The organism is Parapedobacter sp. GCM10030251 (assembly GCF_042666505.1).
Taxonomy (GTDB): Bacteria; Bacteroidota; Bacteroidia; order Sphingobacteriales; family Sphingobacteriaceae; genus Parapedobacter.
The window spans coordinates 288,826-312,340 of record NZ_JBHTDN010000004.1; the positions used below are offsets into that span (position 1 = coordinate 288,826).

General features: G+C 48.9%; 19 protein-coding genes. 9 read left to right on the plus strand and 10 right to left on the minus strand.

Annotated features, from left to right (window positions below):
- Positions 1-15: 15 nt before the first annotated feature.
- On the minus strand, positions 16-4,119 hold the full coding sequence (locus ACFQRK_RS13470; protein WP_379007493.1) for a two-component regulator propeller domain-containing protein: 4,104 nt from the start codon (positions 4,117-4,119) through the stop codon (positions 16-18).
- Positions 4,120-4,289: 170 nt separating this feature from the next.
- Here ACFQRK_RS13470 and ACFQRK_RS13475 point away from each other — a divergent pair, with 170 nt between their 5' ends.
- The 3 genes from ACFQRK_RS13475 (at position 4,290) to ACFQRK_RS13485 (ending at position 11,111) form a co-directional block, all read left to right on the plus strand.
- The gene (locus tag ACFQRK_RS13475) at positions 4,290-7,532 is read left to right on the plus strand and encodes a SusC/RagA family TonB-linked outer membrane protein (protein WP_379007495.1); all 3,243 of its coding nucleotides are present in this window, start codon (positions 4,290-4,292) and stop codon (positions 7,530-7,532) included.
- 12 nt (positions 7,533-7,544) lie between these two features.
- The gene (locus ACFQRK_RS13480; RefSeq protein ID WP_379007497.1) at positions 7,545-9,440 is read left to right on the plus strand and encodes a RagB/SusD family nutrient uptake outer membrane protein; all 1,896 of its coding nucleotides are present in this window, start codon (positions 7,545-7,547) and stop codon (positions 9,438-9,440) included.
- Between the two features lie 363 nt (positions 9,441-9,803).
- Positions 9,804-11,111 carry a Gfo/Idh/MocA family protein gene (locus ACFQRK_RS13485; RefSeq protein ID WP_379007498.1) on the plus strand — a complete coding sequence of 436 codons (1,308 nt, stop codon included), beginning with the start codon at positions 9,804-9,806 and terminating at the stop codon, positions 11,109-11,111.
- Positions 11,112-11,133: 22 nt separating this feature from the next.
- Here the strand turns inward: ACFQRK_RS13485 and purE are convergent, their stop codons facing one another.
- The 6 genes from purE to ACFQRK_RS13515 form a co-directional block, all read right to left on the minus strand.
- Positions 11,134-11,643: a 5-(carboxyamino)imidazole ribonucleotide mutase gene (purE, locus tag ACFQRK_RS13490; protein ID WP_379007500.1), complete on the minus strand. Its 510-nt coding sequence runs from the start codon at positions 11,641-11,643 to the stop codon at positions 11,134-11,136.
- Positions 11,644-11,711: 68 nt separating this feature from the next.
- Positions 11,712-12,854 carry a 5-(carboxyamino)imidazole ribonucleotide synthase gene (locus tag ACFQRK_RS13495; protein WP_379007501.1) on the minus strand — a complete coding sequence of 381 codons (1,143 nt, stop codon included), beginning with the start codon at positions 12,852-12,854 and terminating at the stop codon, positions 11,712-11,714.
- 26 nt (positions 12,855-12,880) lie between these two features.
- Positions 12,881-13,384 (minus strand): NADH-quinone oxidoreductase subunit B, encoded by a 504-nt coding sequence (locus ACFQRK_RS13500; protein ID WP_379007502.1) that lies wholly within the window; start codon positions 13,382-13,384, stop codon positions 12,881-12,883.
- The gene (locus ACFQRK_RS13505) at positions 13,381-13,983 is read right to left on the minus strand and encodes an NADH-quinone oxidoreductase subunit A (protein WP_379007503.1); all 603 of its coding nucleotides are present in this window, start codon (positions 13,981-13,983) and stop codon (positions 13,381-13,383) included. The genes ACFQRK_RS13500 and ACFQRK_RS13505 overlap by 4 nt, the downstream gene beginning before the upstream one ends.
- A gap of 20 nt (positions 13,984-14,003) precedes the next feature.
- Entirely contained in the window at positions 14,004-15,344 is a 1,341-nt protein-coding gene (ffh, locus tag ACFQRK_RS13510; RefSeq protein WP_379007505.1) for a signal recognition particle protein, read from the minus strand.
- Between the two features lie 110 nt (positions 15,345-15,454).
- On the minus strand, positions 15,455-16,144 hold the full coding sequence (locus tag ACFQRK_RS13515) for a zinc metallopeptidase (RefSeq protein ID WP_379007506.1): 690 nt from the start codon (positions 16,142-16,144) through the stop codon (positions 15,455-15,457).
- Between the two features lie 352 nt (positions 16,145-16,496).
- Between ACFQRK_RS13515 and ACFQRK_RS13520 the strand changes: the two genes are divergently transcribed.
- The 4 genes from ACFQRK_RS13520 to ACFQRK_RS13535 are packed head-to-tail and all read left to right on the plus strand — an operon-like array spanning position 16,497 to position 18,684.
- Positions 16,497-17,327 carry an ABC transporter permease gene (locus tag ACFQRK_RS13520; RefSeq protein WP_379007508.1) on the plus strand — a complete coding sequence of 277 codons (831 nt, stop codon included), beginning with the start codon at positions 16,497-16,499 and terminating at the stop codon, positions 17,325-17,327.
- Between the two features lie 4 nt (positions 17,328-17,331).
- Positions 17,332-17,463, plus strand: a complete 132-nt coding sequence (locus ACFQRK_RS13525) for a hypothetical protein (RefSeq protein WP_379007510.1) — start codon at positions 17,332-17,334, stop codon at positions 17,461-17,463.
- Between the two features lie 14 nt (positions 17,464-17,477).
- On the plus strand, positions 17,478-17,636 hold the full coding sequence (locus ACFQRK_RS13530) for a hypothetical protein (protein WP_379007511.1): 159 nt from the start codon (positions 17,478-17,480) through the stop codon (positions 17,634-17,636).
- Positions 17,637-17,646: 10 nt separating this feature from the next.
- Positions 17,647-18,684, plus strand: coding sequence for a glycosyltransferase (locus ACFQRK_RS13535; RefSeq protein WP_379007513.1), 1,038 nt, complete (start codon positions 17,647-17,649; stop codon positions 18,682-18,684).
- A 62-nt stretch (positions 18,685-18,746) separates the two neighbouring features.
- Here ACFQRK_RS13535 and frr read toward each other — a convergent pair whose 3' ends face one another.
- The 3 genes from frr to bshA are packed head-to-tail and all read right to left on the minus strand — an operon-like array spanning position 18,747 to position 21,227.
- Complete coding sequence (gene frr / locus ACFQRK_RS13540; RefSeq protein ID WP_379007515.1) at positions 18,747-19,310, minus strand: ribosome recycling factor; 564 nt, start codon at positions 19,308-19,310, stop codon at positions 18,747-18,749.
- Positions 19,311-19,339: 29 nt separating this feature from the next.
- Positions 19,340-20,047 (minus strand): UMP kinase, encoded by a 708-nt coding sequence (pyrH, locus tag ACFQRK_RS13545; RefSeq protein ID WP_379007517.1) that lies wholly within the window; start codon positions 20,045-20,047, stop codon positions 19,340-19,342.
- A gap of 52 nt (positions 20,048-20,099) precedes the next feature.
- Positions 20,100-21,227 (minus strand): N-acetyl-alpha-D-glucosaminyl L-malate synthase BshA, encoded by a 1,128-nt coding sequence (gene bshA / locus ACFQRK_RS13550; RefSeq protein WP_379007519.1) that lies wholly within the window; start codon positions 21,225-21,227, stop codon positions 20,100-20,102.
- Between the two features lie 215 nt (positions 21,228-21,442).
- Between bshA and ACFQRK_RS13555 the strand changes: the two genes are divergently transcribed.
- A complete protein-coding gene (locus ACFQRK_RS13555) occupies positions 21,443-21,826 on the plus strand; it encodes a BlaI/MecI/CopY family transcriptional regulator (protein ID WP_379007520.1) in 384 nt (127 codons plus the stop codon).
- Between the two features lie 2 nt (positions 21,827-21,828).
- Complete coding sequence (locus tag ACFQRK_RS13560; RefSeq protein WP_379007522.1) at positions 21,829-23,460, plus strand: energy transducer TonB; 1,632 nt, start codon at positions 21,829-21,831, stop codon at positions 23,458-23,460.
- The last annotated feature ends 55 nt before the right edge of the window (positions 23,461-23,515 follow it).

The following is a 23,515-nucleotide window of genomic DNA, read 5'->3' on the forward strand; positions in this document are numbered from 1 at the left end:
AATCTACGAATGAATTTAAGTGTCTACAAATGAGTTTTTTGTTTTAGCGGGTTTTATTAAAGGGTTTTTTTCCCTTTTCCCATATTTTCGTTTATAATCCGAAGGTTTCATCCCAAAGAGTTTGGAAAACTGTTCGCGGAAGTACTTAATGTCGTTGAATCCGGCTGCGAACGCTGCTTCGCTGATTGTGTAGCCGGAATCGATCAGTAATTTGGCAACGGTACGTAGGCGAATGAACCGGATGAATTCATTGGCGGATTTGCCGGATATCGACTTAATGCGTTTATAGAGGTTTGAGTGGCTCATGCCAATTTCTTTTGCCAGGGTTTTGACTGTAAAATTCGTGTTGTCCAACTGCTGCTCGACTATCGAAATGCAACGTTGAAGAAAGTCGCTGTATTCTTTGGATATTTTGTAGGGATTGCTCTGCAGGGTTATCTCGTTGTAAAAGTATGCTTGCAGCTGGCTGCGGCTGTTTAGGAGATTGGCGACCCGAGCCGCTAAAAGAGCATTGTCAAAAGGTTTCGTAATGTAATCATCGGCGCCGCCTTCTATTCCTTTCAACTTAACCTCTCTTGAGGTGCTTGCGGTGAGTAATATAAGGGGAATATGACTCAACGAAGGATCCTGTTTGATACAGGTGCATAAGTCGATGCCTGACATTTCGTCCATGACAACGTCACTGATGACGATATCGGGTTCATGTTTTTTGATAAATGCTAATGCTTCCTCGCCATTTCCGGCGGTGAAAACAGAAAAGTCCTTGTTAAAAATTTTCGCGATGTACTGCCTGATTTGCAAGTTGTCATCAGCGACGAGCATGACGGGATGTTCACCCGTGATTACGGGCTGATTTGGCATGTATTCAGCAGAATCGACGTCGTTCGTTTCCTGTGGGGGTTCTTCGGTTAATTCTTCAAGGAACATGGAATGCTCGCCCAAATCTTCAAGCAAAAGCCGGCCGCTGAAATGTTCTTTGCCTTTTAGCAGCCGTAACCTAAATTGACTGCCCCTGTTTTCCCGGCTCATATACGACACGGTACCACCATGCGATTCGATGAATTTCTTTACCAGGAACAATCCGATTCCAAACCCAGACGCAGCTTGTCTGTTTCCCAACCTATCCCGGTAAAAACGATCAAACAATGCATCGCCAATGTGAACGGGTATCCCGCATCCGGTGTCGGATACCATAATTTCAATATCGTTGTCCCCTTCGACGAGTTTTATCGTCACGGTGCCTTGCTCCGGGGTGAATTTGATTGCGTTACTGATTAGGTTAAAGAGGCATATTTCCAATTTCTCGCGGTCACCAAACACATAGAGGTTTTCTGAAGCGCAATGAAACCGGTAGTCCAGAGAGCGAGACTCCGCGTGTTGCTTAAAGCAGAGAAATACTTCGTGGGCGAGGTGTTTTACGTCAAGCTTCACCAGGCGGAGGTCGTCCGACAGGTTTTCCGCCCTTTGGAACAATAACAGCCGGTCCACGAGGCTCAGGAGACGTTTAGCGTTACGGTACACCAGGTTTAAGCCTTCGGTATCCGTTGCCTTATCGGTGCTATAAAGCATATCCTTTACGGGATTTACGATCAAAGATAGCGGTGTGCGAAACTCATGTGCGATGTGTGTGAAAAAGGCTAGTTTCCGTTCATTAAGTTCGCGCTCCTTGGCAATTTCCATCCGTGACCATTCGACTTGATAGGTTAACCGGGTTTGCCGTCTGTCGTAGATAATGTATGCATAAAGGGCAGAAAGCCCGAGCAACACGTATAGTCCATATGCCCAGTAGGTCCGCCACCAAGGTGGAAGCACTTCAATCAACAGAACACGCTCTTCACGATTCCAGGTCCCGCTTGCGTCCGTCGATCGGATCCGTAAACGGTAGGTGCCTTCCCGGAGATTGGAATAATAAGCACTTCGCTGTCGTTCAACGTGATTCCAGTCCTTATCCCATCCTTCGAGGAAGACCGCGTAGTTGATTTTATCGGGAAAGGAGTACTCGAGGGCTGCGAATCCCACCGATAGGGATGCATCTTCATAGGGCAGGACCAGACTCTCGACCCTGGCCGCGTTTGTTGGTGCGGTCGAAATGCTGTAATCATCGTGGGTCTTTGTACCCACGCGGATGTCCGTGACAACGATTTTTGGGGCAAGCGGTTCAATGCGGACACTGTCAGGATAAAAGATATTAAAGCCATTGATCCCGCCGAATACAAGTTCTCCCGAGTGTAACTCCAGGGCCGCATTGTAACTGAACTGGTTGCTTTGTAGACCATCGGACTCATGAAAACTCTGAAACCGGCCGCCAGCTGGCGAAAATTTAGCTATGCCATTATAGGTAGATAACCACAGATTTCCAAGACGGTCACCTGCCAGTTGCAGTACAACATTACTAGGTAAGCCTTCGGCTTCAGTATAACGCCTGAATTCACCCGTATTTTTGTTGAATGAGAGTAACCCGCCGCCCTCGGTCCCTACCCACAATTGATGCGCCGAATCTTTCCGGATGCAGCGTACGGGATTTCCGATTGTGAAGCGGGTGATTCGCCCGTCGTCGAAGTTCAGGTGGATAAGGTCGGAGTAGTCACCGACCCAGAATGTGCCGTCTGTGTCTTCTATGATACAAAGTGCATTTTTTATGTAGGCATTGACGGGCTCGAATCGGTTGCGTTGGCGGTTCAGTAGAAATAGTCCACCGCCATCCAATGTCGCTGCCCAGATCCTACCTTTGCTGTCTTCCAATAGCTGCCAAATGTTGGCATATTCGTTCTCTTTTTGCGGATGAACGCAGGGATAGGGAACAAAACGGTGATTTTGCGCATCCCATCGATTAATGCCTCCCCCGTACGTGCCTACCCACAACTGCCCTTGTTTATCTTGAATGATGCTGGTTATAAAATTGCTGGTAAGCGTACCGGGAACTCCCGGCTGATGCTCGAAGAATTGGAAGCGGTTAGTCTGTCGGTCCCAAAGCGATAAACCTCCGCCGTCAGTCCCGATCCAAAGTGTATGGTCTTTTCCTTCGGCAAAGGAAAGAATGAAGTTTTTCGAGCTGGTTTTTCCTGCTGGAGTATCGTGCCGGATAAGGCCGAATTTCCTTGCTTGCGGATCAATGACATTGACGCCGCCCCGCAAGGTACCGATCCACTGACGGGATTGCTGATCTTCAAAGATGGCGAAAACCGCCTCGCTGAAGAGCGGTCCGCCGTCATCGTGTCCCAATAGATAGGTAAACCGTTGGCTTTTTAGATCGATGATGGTGATTCCCCCGCCGTCTGTACACACCCACAGTTTGTTTTTCGTTTTATGCAGTGCAGTGATACGGTTGTGCGATAACCCGGTTTTTTCAGTATAATGCGTGAGGCGGTCCGATGTTGGCTCGTAGCGGAATAGGCCTTTTTCAGTGCCCATCCAGATCCCGCCGGTTGCCGAAGCTTGTATACATCGCGCTGACTGGATCCGGCTGGTCTTTATACGTACTGTTTTCGTATTTTTATCATAGTAACCAACACCAACATCTTTGATGATTAGCCACAGTCGGTCCTCTGGATCGATGTCAATCCCTTGAACATCGTAGTTGACCGTCTCCCTACCGTTATGCATCAACGGAATAGGTATTCCAACCGGCCCGGTTTCGGGGTGCGTTTCGATTCGAAGCAATCCACTTTTTTCGCTTGCAGCGAAAAGAGAACCACTCGCATTGATTGCAAAGCCGTTTATGGCAAAATCGATTGCCTGGAGTTCCCCATTATCCTCTTGGAGGTGCAGATGTTGGAAGGTGTGTTCATCGTAATTAAGCACTGCTGCGCCGATTTTAGTCGCCACCCACGTTCTACCGGTCGTATCTTCGATGATACCCGTAATCCGGTTGTCGGGAAGCGAAGTTTTTTGTCCTGGCCGGTGCCGGTAGATCTTGAATTCGTAGCCGTCATACCGATTTAACCCGTCAAAGGTACCGAACCACATAAAGCCCATACGGTCCTGATAGATATGGGTAACATAATTATTGGATAAACCGTGTTCAATACCGAGGTATTTTACCTGATCATTAATTGTTGAAAAGACGTTTAACGAGATGCAGGTGGATAGAATCACGACGATTAATTTCTTATTTATCATAATAGGCAAGCGTGTGGTGACGGTATCTGGAATGATAAATATCGGAAATCAAAATCGCTTTAGCAAATTAAGAATTTACCCCCTCTTTTTGGTGAGAATCCCCCTTATTTGATTCGTCCAAACCCTCGATACTTGTCCTACCTAGTTAAAACAATTAAAAACCAATTTATATGCATCTCAAACACACTATTAATGCAGTGATTGGTGGAGTGATTCTCAGCGGAGCCGGTATCGCACCGATACCCGCCGCTGGGCATCCATTCCATCCGCCGGTGGTGGGCGTGGAAAGCTCATATGCCGGAGCGAAACAGCAGTCGACTGTAGTCGGCACGGTCACGGCTTCGTCCGATGGATTGCGCCTTGCAGGGGTGAGCGTTTCCATTAAGGGAACAAGTCAGGGGGTGAGCACCGATGAGGAGGGCCGTTATGCAATTGAAAACGTTCCAGCGGATGCCGTGCTGGTTTTTTCGATGGTAGGCTACACAACAAAAGAGGAATCGGTCGGTAACCGGAATATGATTGACGTGATTCTGGAGCCGACCACGTCGGATCTAGAAGAAGTGGTCGTGGTGGGGTATGGAACGCAACGGCGGGAAACAATTACCGGATCGGTTGCGTCCGTCAAGAGTGCGGAACTGATGAAGTCACCGACGGTAAACGTATCGAATGCCCTTGCGGGGCGTTTACCGGGAGTAGTGGCCACCCAAGCCAGTGCCGAGCCGGGATACGATGGGGCCTCGATCCGGATACGTGGAACCAATACGCTGGGAAACAGCGAACCGCTGATCGTGATCGATGGTATTCCAGCCCGCGCAGGGGGCTTCGAGCGGCTCAGTCCGGCAGACATCGATAACATATCGGTATTGAAGGATGCGTCGGCAGCGATTTATGGAGCGCGCGCGGCTAACGGGGTGATTCTCATCACGACCAAACGCGGCAAAACGGGTAAGCCGTCGCTTTCATACACCTTCAATCAGGCGTTTTCCCAGCCCACCGTCATTCCGGATCTTGCCGATGCCGTACAGTATTCCGAAATGCGCAACGAGCTTGAGATTTTTAAGCTACCGGTAGACGAATGGGCGGCCGCCCAAGCGGCGTTCAATGAGACCGGATCCTATACCCGAAACGATGGCTCCGTGTTGACCGCACCGGCCTCTCCGGAAGATATGCGCCTGTATGCCGATGGGTCGGATCCCTGGGGGCACCCCAATACCGATTGGTATGATGCAGCACTAAAAACCTGGTCGCCCCAATCGCAGCATAACCTGCAGGTAAGCGGGGGTACGGAAGATATTAAGTACCTGACTTCCATCGGCTATCAAAATCAGGATGCGTATTATAAACAATCCGCGACGGGCTATGAGCAATATGATGTCCGGATAAACCTGGATGCCAATATCAACAAGTATGTCAGTACGAAAATCGGACTCCTGGGAAGGCAGGAAGACCGGCATTTTCCAACGAAATCGGCCGGTACAATTTTCCGGATGCTGATGCGCGGCATTCCTACAGAACCGGCCTTCTGGCCCAATGGCATGCCTGGTCCGGATATTGAGTATGGTGAAAATCCCGTGGTAATTACAACCGACCAAACGGGATACGATCGCGATAAGCGCTATTATTTCCAAACCAACGGGCAGGTGGATATTACCATTCCTTGGGTCGAAGGACTCAAGTTCAGTGGAACCGCTTCGGTAGACAAATACATCAAAAAAACCAAGCGCTGGGAAATCCCCTGGTATCTGTATACCTGGCAGGGCGAGTATGAAGACGACGGAGTAACACCGTTATTGGTGCGCGGAGAGCGCGGTCCGGCTGATCCGCGGCTGACCCAGGGGGATGAAGATCAGCTAAATGTATTGCTTGGCGGAGTATTGACTTACGACCGAACCTTTGGTGATCACACACTGAACTTGCTGGCTGGTGTAAACCGGGAAACCATCCGTAACGACAATTTCAACGCGTTCCGGCGCTACTTTATCTCGACAAGCATCGATTACCTGTTTGCTGGCGGCGATGCGGAAAAAAATAATGGCGGCGGGGCTTGGGAGCGTGCCCGGCTCAACTATTTCGGACGGGTAGGTTATAATTTTCGGAGTAAGTACATTGCGGAGTTCCTCTGGCGATACGACGGTTCTTACATGTTTCCTGAAAGCAGCCGATACGGATTTTTCCCCGGTGTTATGGCTGGCTGGATGGTCTCGGAGGAAGATTTCTGGAAGGACGGGGTACCTTTTGTCAACTACCTGAAATTACGGGGATCATACGGACAGATGGGAAATGATCAGATTTATTTCGACCACGATAATAACGGAGAACAAACGTTGCAGGAATATCAGTACTTTTCGACATATGGGTTCGGAACCTATGTCATCGGCAACGAGTTGGTGAAGTCGCTCTACGAAAGCCGGGTGCCCAATATGTTCGTAACGTGGGAGGTTGCCAACAACTATAACATAGGCCTTGACGGGCAACTGATGGATAGCAAGTTCAACTTCACGGTAGAATGGTTTAAGAATCGGCGAGAAAGCATTCTTTGGCGCAGAAACGCCTCCATCCCCCAGACAACAGGCATGACACTCCCCGCTGAGAATATCGGCATTGTCGAGAACGGTGGTTGGGATTTTGCGGTTGGTTATACCGACCAGTTTGGCGATCTCAGTCTAAATGTCGGCTTAAACGGTGGCTACGCGAAAAATAAGATCCTTTTCTGGGATGAAGCACCCGGTGCACCGGAATGGCAGCAGTCGACAGGCCGCACCATCAACTCGGGGTTGTATTACATCTATGACGGCGTATTCCGCGACGAAGCCGAAATTGCAGCAAATACCCTCGATTACTCGGCGGTCACCAATTCACTTAGGCCGGGCGACATGAAATTTGTCGATTACGATAACGACGGGAAAATAACGTCGGATGATCGCGTGCGTCGTGATAAAAACACCATTCCCACATTTCAGGGTGGACTGAATATCGGGTTGCAGTATAAAGGATTCGACCTGACTATCCTCTTTCAGGGAGCGGCCGGCGGAGAATTGCGTGTCGGTACCGATGAATCCGGCGCAATCGGCAACTTTCTGGTCGATTTTTACGAAAACCGCTGGCGTGTGGATGCCCCCAGTGGCGAGCATCCGCGTATAGCCGACCGGAGCGACCAATATTATTCATCCGGCAACACCTACTGGCTACGAAACACAGACTATATTAGGTTGAAGAACCTCGAGCTGGGCTATACCTTCCCGAATCGATGGATGGAACCGGCAGGTATTAACAACCTGCGGGTTTACGTAAGCGGATTCAATCTATTGACGTGGGACAAAACCGGGGTTTTTGATCCCGAATCAATCAACCAGACGGGGCAGTATTACCCCCAGGCGCGCTTATTGAATGCCGGTATCGCTGTTACATTTTAATCCGAAAAAGAGATGAAACGATTCAAAAAATATCAAGTACTTGTACAGGCGCTGTGGGTAATCATGATTTGTATGACGGCCTGCAATGATAATTTCGTAAGTACCAGGCCCCTGGAGGAAGTGCCTGCGGATGCTACGTGGCAAGATGCCGGATTGGCCGAAGCCTTTGTTACGGAAATTTATAACGGCTTCGGTCAGGGTGGTTTTGATGAGGAAATGCTGGCCTCGTTATCGGACGAAGCGATGTTCACCCACCCGGGTAGGGGAATCAATGTGATTACCGAAGCCCGCTCAAACGATGCCGACCAAGGATGGAACAGCCAGATCAGCGCGGGAACGCATAACTGGGGAAACCTTTATCGGAGGATCCGCGCAACCAACGTCGCGATCCAGAATCTGGCGGAGCCGCAATTCGACAACTCGTCGGGTGTTGCGGATCGGTTGAGAGGGGAAGCCCTTTTTCTACGCGCTTTTTTCTACACCGAGCTGTTGAGGTATTATGGGGCGGTTCCGCTGATCGATCGTGTTTACGGATTGGAGGATGACGATTACACCGTTGCACGAAACACTTTTGAGGAACAGGTCGAATTTATAGTGACCGACTGTGATCAGGCGGCGGCTTTACTAACCGATGCGCCGGCTGTGGACGGCCGTGCTTCTTCAGCCGCTGCGTTGGCGTTGAAAGCCCGCGTATTGACCAAGGCAGCAAGCGACCTCCACGACATTCCTACGGCTTCTGCAAACTCCGAGGTGATCGGTGGATACGAAAACCCGGAGTATCTAGGGTATACAAGTGGCGACCAGATCTCCCGGTGGCAACGGGCGAAAGAGGCAGCGAAAGCGGTACTGGATACCTACGGCCCTGGTTATATGATGGATTTGACCGAGCCGGTTACCCGCGAAGAAGGTACGGAGAACTACCTGTCGATTTCAATGGCAGGCGGCAGTAGTGCCGTGTCTGCCAACGGCAAGGCGGATTTGATACTGGGGCGATTCTTCATAGACTTAAAGGACGAAGGCGGAAATTACGTAGGCCGGAATAACGGTCCGAACGGCTACCATAATTGGGCGGGAAACACACCGATCCAGCAGTTGGTGGATGATTATCCCATGGCCGATGGTACCGCTTTCGACTGGGGTAATCCGGCACACGCAACGACGCCGTATGCGAACCGGGATCCGCGTTTTTATGCGACCATTTTATACGATGGTGCCGATTGGAAGCCCCGCACTACGGATGTAGCAGGCCGCGATCCAGTGAATCAGATTCAAACCGGGCAATACGAGGTCATGCAAGGCGGAAAAAAGGTGATCCATTATGGGCTGGATACCCGAAACAGTCCGGTAGAGGACTGGAACGGCAGCCATACGGGTTATTACATGCGAAAGTTTATTGATCCCAATCCCGCGGTGGTCGACCAGAATACAAGACAGTTTATACCTTGGCCGGTGTTACGGTTTACCGAGGTGGTGTTGAACTACGTCGAAGCGTGTATTGAATTGGGTGAGGATGCGGAGGCGTTGAACTGGCTCAACCGGATTCGTTTCCGCGCTGGCATGCCGGCGATCACCGCAACGGGAGATGCACTGCGGGACGCGTATCGGAACGAACGGCGCATTGAACTGGTATACGAAGAACATCGTTTCCACGATGCTCGCCGGTGGATGATCGCCAATGAAACCTTAGGTAGAAAAGTAGGCATCATGCGTGTGCTTGGCCGGTTGAAAGCCGGTAGCAATGTCTCGGTATATCGCTATGATCCCGCAAACTACGACTACACGTATACCGTAGGCACGATCGACCCCGGCATTGAGAACCGACAGTGGCTGGATAAAATGTACTTTATCCCAATCCACCGTGACGAAATAAACCGCAACGATAAACTGGTGCAGAATCCGGGATATTGACAATCCGGTCCAATCGATCGGGTAAAGTAGCGACGCGTTTCAGGCTCCGGCTTGAAGCGCGTTACCGTTGCGGTTCCGTGTATGCATCGATTGATCATCCGGATTCAATTTGGCACTATATGGCACAGATTGGCACAGAACGGTGCCAATCTGTGCCAGTTGTTCGACAGTTGTTCGACCGCGCTTCGACCATTGTTCGACAACACTTCGAGAATCCTTCGACAACGCTTCGACGACCTTCGGTATCCTGCCGAAGGCCACCCGAACGGCGGGCGAAGAAGACCTTAGCAAATCTCGGATCAATTTTGCAGAATCCCCGGCGGTTTCCTATCTTAGTCACATACTAACATTGATAAAATCATTATGATGAATACCACACGAAGAGAATTTTTGGGCACAATGACAACGTTGGCAGCGACCGTTGGTGCAGCGAGCGCATTCCCCCGGACCTTTTCCATCGGAAAGCAGCAACAAAAGACAATCCGGGTAGGGTTGATCGGTGCGAACGGAATGGGATGGGCCAATCTCAACTCGATGTTGAAGGTGCCTGATGTGCAGTGCACGGCACTGTGCGATGTCGATGCCAATGTGCTGAATAAGCGAGCGGATGAATTAAAAGCGCGTAATATCACACCCAAGTTATACGCAAAACACGAAGATTTATTGGCTGATCCCAATGTGGATGCGGTGATTATCGGAACGCCAGATCACTGGCATTGCCTGATGATGGTGGATGCCTGCGCAGCCGGCAAGGATGTATATGTGGAAAAACCTCTGGGAAATTCCATTGCAGAGTGCAACGCCATGGTCGCGGCGGCCGCAAAACACAATCGAGCGGTGCAGGTAGGGCAGTGGCAGCGTAGCCAGCAGCATTTCAGAGATGCAATGGAGTTTGTGCATTCGGGCAAGTTGGGTAAAATCCGGTTGGTCAAAGCGTGGGCTTACCAAGGATGGATGAAAAGTATCCCTGTCAAACCCGACGGACCAGCGCCTGAGGGCGTGGATTATACCCGCTGGTTGGGGCCTGCCAAGATGCGACCATTTAACCCGAATCGCTTCCATTTCGAATTCCGCTGGTTTTGGGATTATGCAGGAGGGTTAATGACGGATTGGGGTGTGCATATGCTGGATTTTGCGTTGATCGGCATGAAGGCGACGACGCCCAAATCGATTATGGCTACGGGTGGTAAATTCGCCTACCCTGACGATGCTGCTGAAACACCGGATACGCTGACAACGGTATATGAATTTGATGACTTCACCGTCCAATGGGAGCATGCCAACGGCATCGACGGAGGTCCTTACGGACGCAATCACGGCGTGGCCTTCATCGGTAATTTCGGTACGCTGGTCGTGGATCGAGGCGGATGGGAAGTCATTCCAGAAGGTAAACGGATGGAGGCCGTACCGCTTCAGAAAAGTAAAGACAACGGGCTGGATATGCATACCCGGAATTTTATTGACGTAGTTCGTTCCCGGCAGTTGGAAGCGTTGAACGCACCGGTTACGGCTGGGGCACATATTGCCATCTTTTCACAGATGGGTAATATCGCTTACCGAACCGGGGAAAAAATATACTGGAATGAGCAGAAAGGACAGTTTAGTAGTTCAGCAGCGAATAGACTATTGGCTGCCGAGTACCACAATGGATATCGAATTCCGAAAGTATGATGCGACGTAAATGGGTTAGGCGTCAACCCAACCCATTTTCCACTTCTTTGGCACTCTCTTCCACTTTCTGCGCCAATTCAGCTTTAAAGTTCAGTAAGTTCTGCGCGAGTTGTTCGTTTGAAAGTGCTAGCATTTGGGCAGCGAGAATGCCTGCATTTTTGGCCGCATTCAGCGCTACCGTAGCAACCGGGATGCCATTTGGCATTTGGAGTATGGAAAGTACGGAGTCCCAGCCGTCAATGGAGTTAGAAGATTTTACCGGCACACCAATAACCGGTAAATGCGTAATGGAGGCTACCATACCCGGCAAGTGAGCAGCGCCGCCAGCGCCTGCAATGATGACTTTAAGGCCACGTGAAGCCGCGTTTTTAGCATAATGAAACATACGATCTGGTGTACGGTGAGCCGACACGATCGTTACTTCAATACGGGCACCCAATTGTTTCAATATGTCCACGGCATCCTGCATTACGGGTAAATCCGACTTACTTCCCATAATGATGCCGACTTCTGCGAGGTCATGTGTTGTCATTTTGTTCGTTATTAGTTTTTCTGCTTGCTCCTAGATTCCCTTGTTCTCAAATTCTCCTGCTCCCTCTCTTATGTAACCACTTTAATTGTTTGTTGCACCGTTCGCGCCGTCCGGATGGCTTCTTCACGATCTTCATTAATCACGCAGACGTGGCCCATTTTACGGAAAGGCTTTGTGAATTTTTTTCCATATAGGTGCAAATATACTCCTTCCATGGCCAAAACTTCTTCGACGCCTTCGTAACGTGCCAATCCCTCGTGCCCCGCTTCGCCCAGCAGGTTGACCATTACCGCATTAGTGCGTGTCGCTGTATTGCCTGGAGGAAGGTTGAATAGGGCGCGCAAATGCTGCGCAAATTGCGAGGTGAAATTGCCTTCTATGCTTTGATGACCGCTATTATGCGGACGGGGAGCAAGTTCATTCACCAATAACTTTCCTTCCTTTGTCAGAAATAACTCCACGGCCAGCAGTCCGACGATTTGTAGGTCTTCGGCAATCTTTTTGGCCAGTAAATCCGCCCGTTGCTGAATTTCAAAAGGTAGGGTGGAGGGGGATATGAGAAACTCCACCAGATTCGCCTCGGGGTTAAATTCCATTTCTACACATGGAAAGGTGGCTATTTCGCCGTCCTCATTGCGCGAAACAATAATCGCTAACTCCTTCTCGAAATCAATCCATTGTTCGATGAGACTGGGGGCCTCGAAAGCTGTTTGGATGTCTGATTCGGAAATAATTTTTTTTACTCCCCGGCCGTCATAACCGTCTTTGCGGAGTTTTTGGATGTACGGTAACGAAAGGGAAGCTGTCGCTAGATTCTCTTTGGATGAAATCAGTTGAAAGGGGGCCGTAGGTATGTCATTTTGCTTAAAAAATTGCTTTTGTAGCCCTTTATCCTGTATCAGGCGAATGATGCGGGATTGCGGATAAACCAAAACCCCTTCTTCTTCCAGCTTTTCGAGGGCATCCACATTGACCTTTTCGATTTCAATGGTCAGCATATCCAGGTCCTTGCCGAACGCATATACCGTATCGAAATCATTCAGCGGCCCGTTGACAAAACGGTTGCATAAGTTACGGCAAGGAGCATTTTTATCGGGGTCGAGGATGTGGATATTTACATTGAAATTAATGGCTTCTTGAATCAGCATGCGCCCAAGTTGGCCGCCGCCAAGGATACCTAACTGTAATTCACCATAAAAATCTTTTGCCATATATCGGATGTGAAATTGTTTTACGATTAAGCCTGTACAGACTGCAATTTTTTACCGATGATGTGTTCGGTTTCGATCTTTTTCTGCAATTCCAGAAAAGCGCCGATAAGAGCCTCCGGCCTGGGGGGGCACCCTTGCACATAAACATCTACCGGGATGATGCGGTCTACGCCTTTGACCACGTGATAGCCATGTTGCCAGTATGGGCCGCCGCAGTTGGCACATGACCCCATCGAAATTACGTATTTAGGATCGGGCATCTGCTCATACAAACGCCGTATACGGTCAGCCATTTTAAACGTCACCGTTCCGGCAATGATCATAACGTCGGATTGCCGGGGCGATGGACGTGGAAATACGCCGAAACGATCCAGATCGTACGTGGCTGCCATAGCGCCCATCATTTCAATTGCGCAGCAGGCAATCCCGAAGCTCATAGGCCACATGGACGACAGCCGCGCCCAATTGAGCAGGTCGTCTAATTTGGCAATCACTACGCCATTGCTTTCCAGTTGTTTATTAGTATTCATGACGATGTGCCTCCGGGTTTTCTGAGCAGAGGTTTAAATGCGGGTCTTTTGATTTGATTTTCTGTGTTTTGGGATGTGTTCCCTTTTTGAGGCTCCGTAGCGAAAGGTTCGAATTTCCGGACGGGATACGGTTCGCGGTTCAATTTTTCGTAAGCCGACTTAGGGATATTGACATTCACCCGAGGGAGCACGGCATGTGATTTTACCCATTCCAAATCCCCTTTTTTCCATACATAGATCAAACCAATGACCAATATTCCGATGAAAATTGCCATTTCAGCAAGCGTAAACCAACCCCAGCGGGCGTCTACGGCGATCAATTCGGGGCGACCGAAGATCGTTGCCCATGGAAAAATGAAAATCATTTCTACGTCAAATAACAGGAATACCAAAGCAATGACGTAAAAACGGGGATTGAATGCGATCCACGAACTGCCAACCGGTTCTTCACCGCATTCGTACGTAGTAAGTTTTTCGGGAGTGGGATTTTTCGGAGATATGATTTTTCCTAAAAGTAGCGTAACCAACACCAACAGGACACCCATTACTCCGATTAGGAGTATCTTGCCAAATTCGGTTAGCTGTCCCGGTTCATCCATAACTCAAAGGTACTGATTTTTTATCTTCCCATCGGCATTTTGGGCATGCCTCGCATCATGCGTGCCATGGCTGCCGGATTCGACATTTGTTTCATCACCTTGCGCATATCGCCAAACTGTTTCATCAGTTTATTGACCTCTACTAAATCGGTGCCTGAACCCTTGGCAATGCGGGCGCGGCGCTTTTGGTCGATAGCATCGGGATTTTCTCGTTCATAAGGCGTCATTGAATTAATGATCGCTTCAATGGGCTTGAATGCGTCATCGTCAATATCCACATCTTTGATGGCCTTACCAACACCGGGAATCATGCCCATAAGGTCTTTCATGTTGCCCATCTTCTTAATTTGCTGGATTTGGCTTTTGAAATCGTTGAAATCGAATTTGTTTTTACGGATTTTACGTTGTAATTCTGCGGCTTCTTTCTCATCGAATTGCTGCTGTGCCCGTTCGACGAGTGAAACCACATCGCCCATTCCCAAAATACGCGAAGCCATCCGATCGGGGTGGAATACGTCGAGCGCATCCATCTTTTCACCCGTACCGATAAACTTGATCGGCTTGTTAACTACTGATTTTATGGAAAGTGCGGCACCTCCGCGGGTATCGCCATCCAGTTTGGTAAGCACTGCACCAGTGAAATCCAGGCGGTCGTTGAACGCCTTTGCCGTGTTTACGGCGTCCTGACCGGTCATCGCATCTACAACGAAAAGAATTTCATGCGGCTGTGTAGCGTCTTTTACGGCCGATATTTCGTTCATCAGCGCTTCATCGATGGCTAAACGGCCAGCGGTATCGACAATAACGACGTTATATCCTTTGTGCTTGGCTTCGGCTACGCCCGCCTGGGCGATGCCAATGGGATCCTTCGATTCCCGGTCGGTATATACTGGCACGTCAACCTGTTGGCCGAGGACCTCCAATTGGTCGATGGCCGCCGGACGGTACACGTCGCCCGCTACCAGCAAGGGTTTCCTGCCTCGTTTCTCTTTTAGGTACTTCGCAAGCTTGCCGGAAAATGTGGTTTTACCCGCTCCGTTAAGACCGGCGATGAGAATAACCGTCGGATTTTTGGACAATTCTAAGTCGGAGGCCGAACCACCCATCAGCGCGGTCAGCTCGTCATTCATGATCTTGGTGAGCAACTGACCGGGGGAGATGCTCGTGAGTACATTTTGGCCAAGTGCTTTTTGTTTCACCTCATCGGTGAATGCTTTGGCCGTTTTATAATTTACGTCGGCATCAAGCAACGCCTTGCGGATTTCCTTCATGGTTTCCGCTACGTTGATTTCGGTAATATTTCCCTGGCCTTTTAATACTTTGAAGGCTCTGTCTAACTTATCTTGTAAATTCTGAAACATTGTCCGTTGCTATAATAAAATGTCAATGAGCTGCAAAGCTACGAAATCTATCATAAAAAAGCCCGCCCTTGAATTGCTCAGGGCGGACTCCTCGTACCTATGAAATTCTTTTAGTCTCTTCTTCCCAACAGCATGCTGGCATAGTACAGCAAAGTCACCAGCGACGATAGCGCTGCCACCACATAGGTCATTGCAGCCCACCACAGTGCGTCCTTCGCACCATCGTGCTCAACGGTACTGTGGGTGATGCCTTTGTTGTCCAGCCAAGCCAACGCACGCTTCGAAGCGTCGAATTCTACGGGTAATGTCACAAAGCTAAATAATGTGGTGATGGCCAAAGCCGCCACCCCGATTGCCAATACATAGGGGTTATTTGCAAAAGCCATCATGAGAACACCGATCATCAAAACCCAGGTTACTAGGTTTGAAGCAACGCTTACGATAGGCACCATGGCCGATCGGAATTGGAGCCAGGAATACGCCTTGGCATGCTGTACTGCGTGGCCACACTCATGGGCCGCAACCGCCGCTGCGGCAACACTACGGCCGCTGTATACCTCCGGACTTAAATTCACGGTTCTATTAGCGGGATTATAGTGGTCACTGAGCTGGCCCTGAGCGGAAATAATTTGCACGTCGTATATGCCGTGGTCGTGCAACATTTTTTCTGCTATATCCCGGCCGGTCATCCCGCTGCTTAATGGTGTTTCAGAATACTTTTTAAACTTACTTTTAAAGCGCCATTGTACAATCATGCTAACCAGCATGATACCACCGAAAATAATCCAATAACTAATCATATATCTTTCTTCTTACGTTTATTGTTTCTTTTTTGTTGCTTCTTCGCATTTGGAAACCATCAAACAAAAAACATACCGAGGGCATTGCGCTGACGATCTGACGGAACCCAACCGTTACGAATATATAAAATATCGCGGCAACCTGCAAATTCGTCTTATTTTTGTGAATGCAGTTGACAAAGTTGTCAGATCAGTTGGCGGACCAACAACGATGTAGCGAAAATGCTACGTAATTAAATTTTATCGTAGATGTCTGTATAATCACTTGAAAATCGTAATACTTTTGCGTCACGTGTTAGACATCTAGTTGTACAATCATCCAATAGACCAGTAATTTAAAGCGTAAAATTCAATGTGGGATTGGGAGGTTAAAACGAAGCAACCATGGTTTAGGTTTGGTATCCGTGAATTAGTTCACTACAAGGATTTAATTCTCCGGTTTTCCAAAAGGGATTTGCTCGCGAGCTACCAGCAGACCTTAATCGGGCCGTTTTGGGTTATCATACAACCTTTGTTGACTACGGTAACCTACGTGCTGATTTTTTCCCGAGTTGCCCGGATCAGTACCGATGAGATTCCGCCCTTCCTTTTTTATCTGCCCGGTATTATCATGTGGAATTTTTTTTCGGAGTGTCTGAATGGTACCATGAATACGTTTCAACACAATGTACATATCTTTAGCAAGGTCTTTTTTCCCAGATTGACGGTGCCAGTAAGCCAGGTGCTTACCAGTAGCTTCCGTATGATGGTCCAGTTGCTGATATTTGCCATTATTTATGGCGCCTTTATGGTTAATTATGAATTCGGCATAAACCGCGCGATTCTGCTACTTCCAATCAGCCTGCTGTTATGTGCGGGATTTGCATTTGGTGCTGGATTAATCATTAGCATTGCGACGGCGAAATATAAGGACCTGGATACTGTGATCCAGTTTGCATTACGCTTATTTATGTTTGCAGCACCGGTGGCGTATCCAAGTACGATTATCCCCGATGAGTGGAAATGGTTGTTTTGGCTGAATCCGCTGACGCCTGTTATCGAAACCATACGGTATGCTTTTTTTAATTCGCCTGCATTAGCTTGGTCTTCTTTGTTGATTTCAGTAATTAGCGTTAGCATGTTGCTTGTCATCGGTTTGGTTGTTTTTAAGCGGAACGAAGTAAGGGTGATGGATACGATTTAGTGCCATGAGTGATATATTAATTCAAGCCGAAAACATCTCAAAGAAATACCGGTTGGGTGTTCTGAATGCCAATACATTCCGGCTTTATCCCACACGCAAAAGGTCGCTGTCTACCGGATGCATGGCGACAGCCTGAGTAGTGATATCGCGATGATGAAAGAGCGGGTGCAACGGGTGCTGGCCAGACAAAAGCCCTTTTTGCGTACACCGGAAGAACGTGCCGCTTTTGACACGGGAGTCAGCAATTGGAATGCGTATTACACCACCGTGATGAACAACGTTGACGGAAACACTAACCGAACAGTTTAAAGAAGTGAAAATGAATGCAGAAAGAACCCCTCAGACTCCGCCGAAAATTGAGCGACTTCCTGAAATGGATTCCAGGCCCTTATGGTCGGTTATGATACCTGCGTATAATTGCATCGGCTACCTGCAGGAAGCGTTGGAAAGTGTATTGCAGCAAGCGCTTCCTGAAGACCAGATGCAGATTGAGGTCATTGATGACTGCAGTACCGATGGCGATGTGGGGGAATTGGTCCGTAGGGTCGGAAAGGGCCGGGTAGGCTACTGCAAAAAGGAGAAAAATGGGGGAAGTTTGCGTAATTTCGAGTCCTGCATCAACCGGGCGTTGGGGACATATGTGCACATCTTGCATGGCGATGATAAAATAGCGCCTGGGTTTTACACGGAAGTGGCTAGTCTTTTTGACGAATACCCAGAAGCAGGCGCCTGCTTTACGGCATTCGATTACATCGATTCCGACAGCCGTAACACCTGGCCCATACAAATTTTACAAGAGGAACGGGGGATCATTAAAAATTGCCTGGAACGGATTGCCGTCACGAACCCGATTCAGCCTCCAGCCATTGTGGTCAAACGAGAAGTGTACGAAAATTTGGGAAGTTTTTTTGCTGTACATTACGGTGAGGACTGGGAAATGTGGGTGCGTATTGCCGCCCATTACCCGATTGCTTACTCTCCCCGGTTTTCTGCACGCTACCGGGTGCATGGCTCAAACATCACGACCAATTCAATTCTTTCGGGGCAAAATATTAAGGACATTGAAAAAGTAATCAATATTATAAACAATTACCTGCCTAAACATCGGCGGCAGAAACTGCGTAAGGAGGCAAAGCGGAATTTTTCAGGATATTTTGCTTCCCTGTCCGACCGGTTATACCACGAGCATAGCAACCGGAGGGCGGCCCTAAAGCAAGCTTATTTTTCATTAAGGATGCACGTCAATAAGCTTACGGTCAAACACGCCGTTAAGATATTGGTAAAATGCATAATCAGTTATAAACGAACTTCGGAAAACATACAAGGAGCAGATCCGACCGAGCGGTTGTTGATATGAAGCAAAAAATCCATCGGAGAAATGCGCTCCGATGGATTAAAATTCATATTCGGATTGCGGCTTTAAACCGTCATAATATCTTTTTCCTTGATTTCGGCAAGCCTGTCCACGTCGGCAATATATTTATCCGTCAGCTTCTGGACCTCGCCTTCCCCCGCTTTAATTTCGTCCTCCGATACCCCGTCGTTTTTTAGCTTTTTGATAACGTCATTAGCTTCTTTGCGGATGTTACGCACGGCGACCTTCCCTTTCTCGGCTTCTTCCTTCACTTTTTTTACCAAATCCCGGCGGCGTTCTTCGGTTAGCGGCGGTATATTCAGCCGGATGATTGATCCATCGTTTTGAGGAGTTAGTCCGATATTCGCCTCGAGGATGGCTTTTTCAATGGTGGACAATAGGTTTTTCTCCCAGGGTTGTATGATCAATGTCCGTGCGTCCGGTGTGTTGATGTTGCTTACTTGGGATAATGGCGTTGCAGTGCCGTAGTAATCTACATAAATGCCATCGAGCATGGAAGGCATCGCTTTGCCCGCACGGATTTTGGTCAATTCGGACTCCGTGTGCGCCAACGCCTTTCTCATCTGCTCGGCGCTGTCTTCTAGTTGTAGAGATATTAGTTCGTCCATGGTTACGCGTTATGGTTGGTCAAAGATAATTATTCTCGTACTAAAGTTCCAATGGGTTCGCCATCTGCGAGCCGAGAAAGGTTACCGGGCTTGTTCATGTCGAAGACGATAATTGGCAGTTTGTTTTCCTGGCAAAGCGTAAAGGCGGTCATATCCATTACGCTGAGTCCGCGGTTATAAACATCCTGAAACGTAATTTCGTCAAATCGGGTAGCCGTTGGGTCCTTAAGAGGATCTGCTGTATAGATGCCGTCCACACGGGTACCTTTCAATACCACATCAGCATTAATTTCAATGGCCCGCAATGACGCTGCCGTATCGGTAGTAAAATAGGGATTGCCCGTACCTGCCCCGAAAATAACAACACGTCCTTTTTCGAGGTGGCGTACAGCCCGCCGACGGATAAAGGGTTCACAGATTTGCTCCATCTTAATAGCGGTGAGCAGGCGTGTTTTGATGGCTAGCTTTTCGAGTGCATCCTGCAGCGCCATACTATTGATGACCGTGGCCAGCATACCCATGTAGTCGGCCTGAACGCGGTCCATTCCCGCTTTTTCGGCACTGAGACCCCGGTAGATGTTGCCACCTCCGATGACGATGGCCACTTCCATGCCTTTGCTATGGATTTCTTTGATATCGCTGGCGTATTGCGTAACACGATTGATGTCAATTCCGTAATTTTGGTTGCCCATGAGGGCTTCCCCGCTGAGTTTGAGTAGGATGCGTTTATACTTCATAAAATTGTCGTCTGGGAAGGGGACTTCCAGCCGCCAAAGATAAGAGATTTTTTTAACTACCGGATATTACCTTTTGGTAATACTGCTCATACAAAGGCATGATGTTGGCCAATTGAAAATCTTTGGCCCGTTCCAGGGCAGCTTCCTTGAATCGATCCAGACGGTCGCGGTCCTCCAGGATGTGGATGGCGTTCATGGCCATGGAATCTACATCCCCTACGTCGCTGAGGTAGCCCGTTATCCCGTCTATATTTAATTCCGGCAGTCCGCCGGTATTGGATGAGATAACCGGTACCTTGCACGCCATTGCCTCCAATGCTGCAAGACCGAAGCTCTCCGAGCCCGAAGGAATAATGAATAGATCCGATACGGACAGAATTTCCTCGATGGCATCCTGCTTGCCGAGAAAACGGATGTCTTTGTCAACACCGAGTTCACGGGACAACTGTTCGGCGTGGGTCCGTTCAGGTCCGTCGCCCACCATCAGCAGTTTGCTGGGAATTTTCTCCTGCACCTTTTTGAAGATACGGATGACGTCCGTGGTGCGCTTCACCTTCCTGAAATTTGAGGTGTGCACGAGAATACGCTCGTCACCCGGGGCGATCGCCTGTTTAAAATGCTGGCGGGGTTTGAGACTGAATCGGCTGAGATCAACGAAGTTGGGAATGACCCGTATCTCCCGTTTGACGTCGAAATAGTTAAGGGTTTCTTCCTTTAAATTATTCGATACGGCGGTCACTCCATCCGATTGGTTGATGGAAAACGTTACGACGGGACTGTAGCTGGCATCTTTGCCCACAAGGGTGATATCGGTGCCGTGTAAGGTAGTGACCACGGGTATGTGGATGCCATAGGTAGCTAATATCTGCTTAGCCATGAACGCTGCGGAAGCATGGGGAATGGCGTAGTGTACATGCAGGACGTCCAGCTTTTCAAACCGGACTACATCCACCAGTTTACTCGCTAATGCTAATTCATAAGGTGGGAAATCGAACAACGGATATTTGGATATGGTTACCTCGTGATAGTAAAGGTTCTCGGAAAAGAAATCCAACCGAGCAGGTTGACTGTAGGTAATAAAATGGATCTGATGTCCATTGGCTGCCAGCGCTTTGCCCAATTCTGTTGCTACTACGCCACTTCCACCGAAGGTGGGATAACATACGATGCCTATCTTCATGTACTCCCTTCAATTATTTGCTTGCAAAATACGGATAAATTTCCCGATGCGATGTTCATGTAAACGTAAAAAGATTGGGATATTTCTGAATCCTCCGAATGAAAACTAAAAAATTAATTGTAAAACTAATTAATTAGTTTTATGTTTGTATAACAGAGATGACGCTTGGCGCGCAAGCATTTATATGGTAATAAATAATTAAGGAGGGTAGATAAATGAAAGAACTAAAAGAATTGACTCGTGTGGAAGAGCAGATCATGCAGGAATTGTGGGATTTAGATAAGGCATTCGTCAAAGACATCATCGAAAAATTGCCGGATCCCAAGCCCGCTTATAACACGGTATCCACCATTGTTCGGATACTGGAAACGAAGGGCTTTGTCGACCATGAAGCTTTCGGCAAAAGTCACCGGTATTATCCGCTGGTATCGAAAGAAGAATACCGCACGTTTGCAACCCGTAAGCTTCTGTATGGATATTTTGATAATTCAGCAAGGAATATGCTATCGTTCTTTGTGGAAGAGGAAAAACTCGACCTGAAAGATGCAGATGAGCTATTCAAAATGCTGGAGGAAGCAAAGAAGAAAAAAGGGAGGTAGTTATGTTTTACTTAGTCTTAGCCAACTTTTACTTGGTCGTCTTTTTCACCTTTTATTGGGTGGCATTGCGTAAGCAGACCTTTTTCCGGTGGAACCGCGCGTACTTACTTGCCGGATTGGGAATGGCGTTTGTTCTGCCAGCGGTAGATATTTCCGCTTGGTACGCATATTCCGTTGGTTATCCGGAGTATTTGATCGATGGAGGAGAGGTGGTTGTTATACAAGGTGACACGGTCGATGCAGCGCGTCCCGACTCCATAGGTTGGGACAAGGTGCTGTTAGGGGTTTATGCAATAGGTTGCGTGATCGCATTTCTGTTTTTTCTGCTGCGTATCGTGCGGACGTTCCAGTGGCTGCGCACAATCCGGATCGGATCCGCTTTTTCCTTTTTCGGTGCGATCCGTGTCGACAAAAGCCTGTTGGGATACGAACAGATCGAGGCCCATGAGAAAGTGCACGCGAGGGAATGGCACAGTGCAGACCTCGTCATCATGCAGCTTATTAAAGTGTTTAACTGGTTTAATCCGGTTGTATACCTCTACGAACGGGCGCTCCGGATGCAACACGAATACATTGCAGACGGTTTGACTGCGGGTGGTGATCGGCTGGCTTACGCCGAGCTGTTGGTGGCGAGGGCCCTGGGTGCCGAACGGTTGGCACTCGTCCATACCTTCTCCAACAAACGCTGGTTGAAAAACCGTATCGCCATGTTGTTGCGTGACGATTCCCACAAACGCAGTTTACTTCGTTATGCGTTGTTGCTGCCGCTGATTGGAGCAATGGTTCTTTTTTCCAACGCTTGTAATCAGCAACGGTCGGGCAACGGAGAACCCTCCCTATCGGGCGGATCAGCCGCGGATGGGGGAGATGGCTCGGTTGGCGTAGCCGAAGATGCTACCTTATTTAGCGAGCAATTGGGCAGAAACGTCGCTTATGCAAATGAAGCAATCGCTAAGCAAATCCAGGGAACGTTGGCGTTTACCTTTGAAAAAACCGAAAATGGACATATCGAGCATATTAAATTCCGGAATGAGCTGTGGGACGGTCAGCAGGAACAGGTGCTGGGTGTATTGCAGTCGGATCGCGTCGACAGTGCGGCCCCTGTTGGAAAATATTTGGTATTCATAAACTTCCGTATTTCCGGAAAAGAGGGGATGACTGAACAAATGCCACCACCGCCGCCGCCCGTACCTGCCGAATATACGGTGCTCCCCTCGGTAACGATCATCGGGTACGCTCCTGAAGTCGCGGGTCGCCTGGCGCCAAGTTCAACAAAGCGGGAGCACGCCATTTCTCAGGATCCCGTCCCGGAAAACCAGGTGTATCAATCCGTTGAAATCCAGCCTTCACCGCCCGGCGGTATGAAAGCGTTTATGGAATATATCGGTCGAAACTACGATTATCCGCAGGAAGCCATTGAAGCGGGCGTGAACGGAAAATTGCTGGTCTCGTTTGTCGTGGAGAGAGACGGTAGTCTTACCGATATGAAGGTGACGGAAGATCTCGGATACGGCACGGGCGAAGCGGCTATCCGTGTGTTAGAAGAGGGCAGCAAATGGTCTCCGGGAGTACAAAACGGCAGATCCGTGCGGGTGGCATACACCTTGCCCATCCGGCTGAATCTGCAGCAATGATGTTGGAACGAACGAGGCTGAAGACCTAAACAAAGAAAGCGGAACGCCCGGTCAT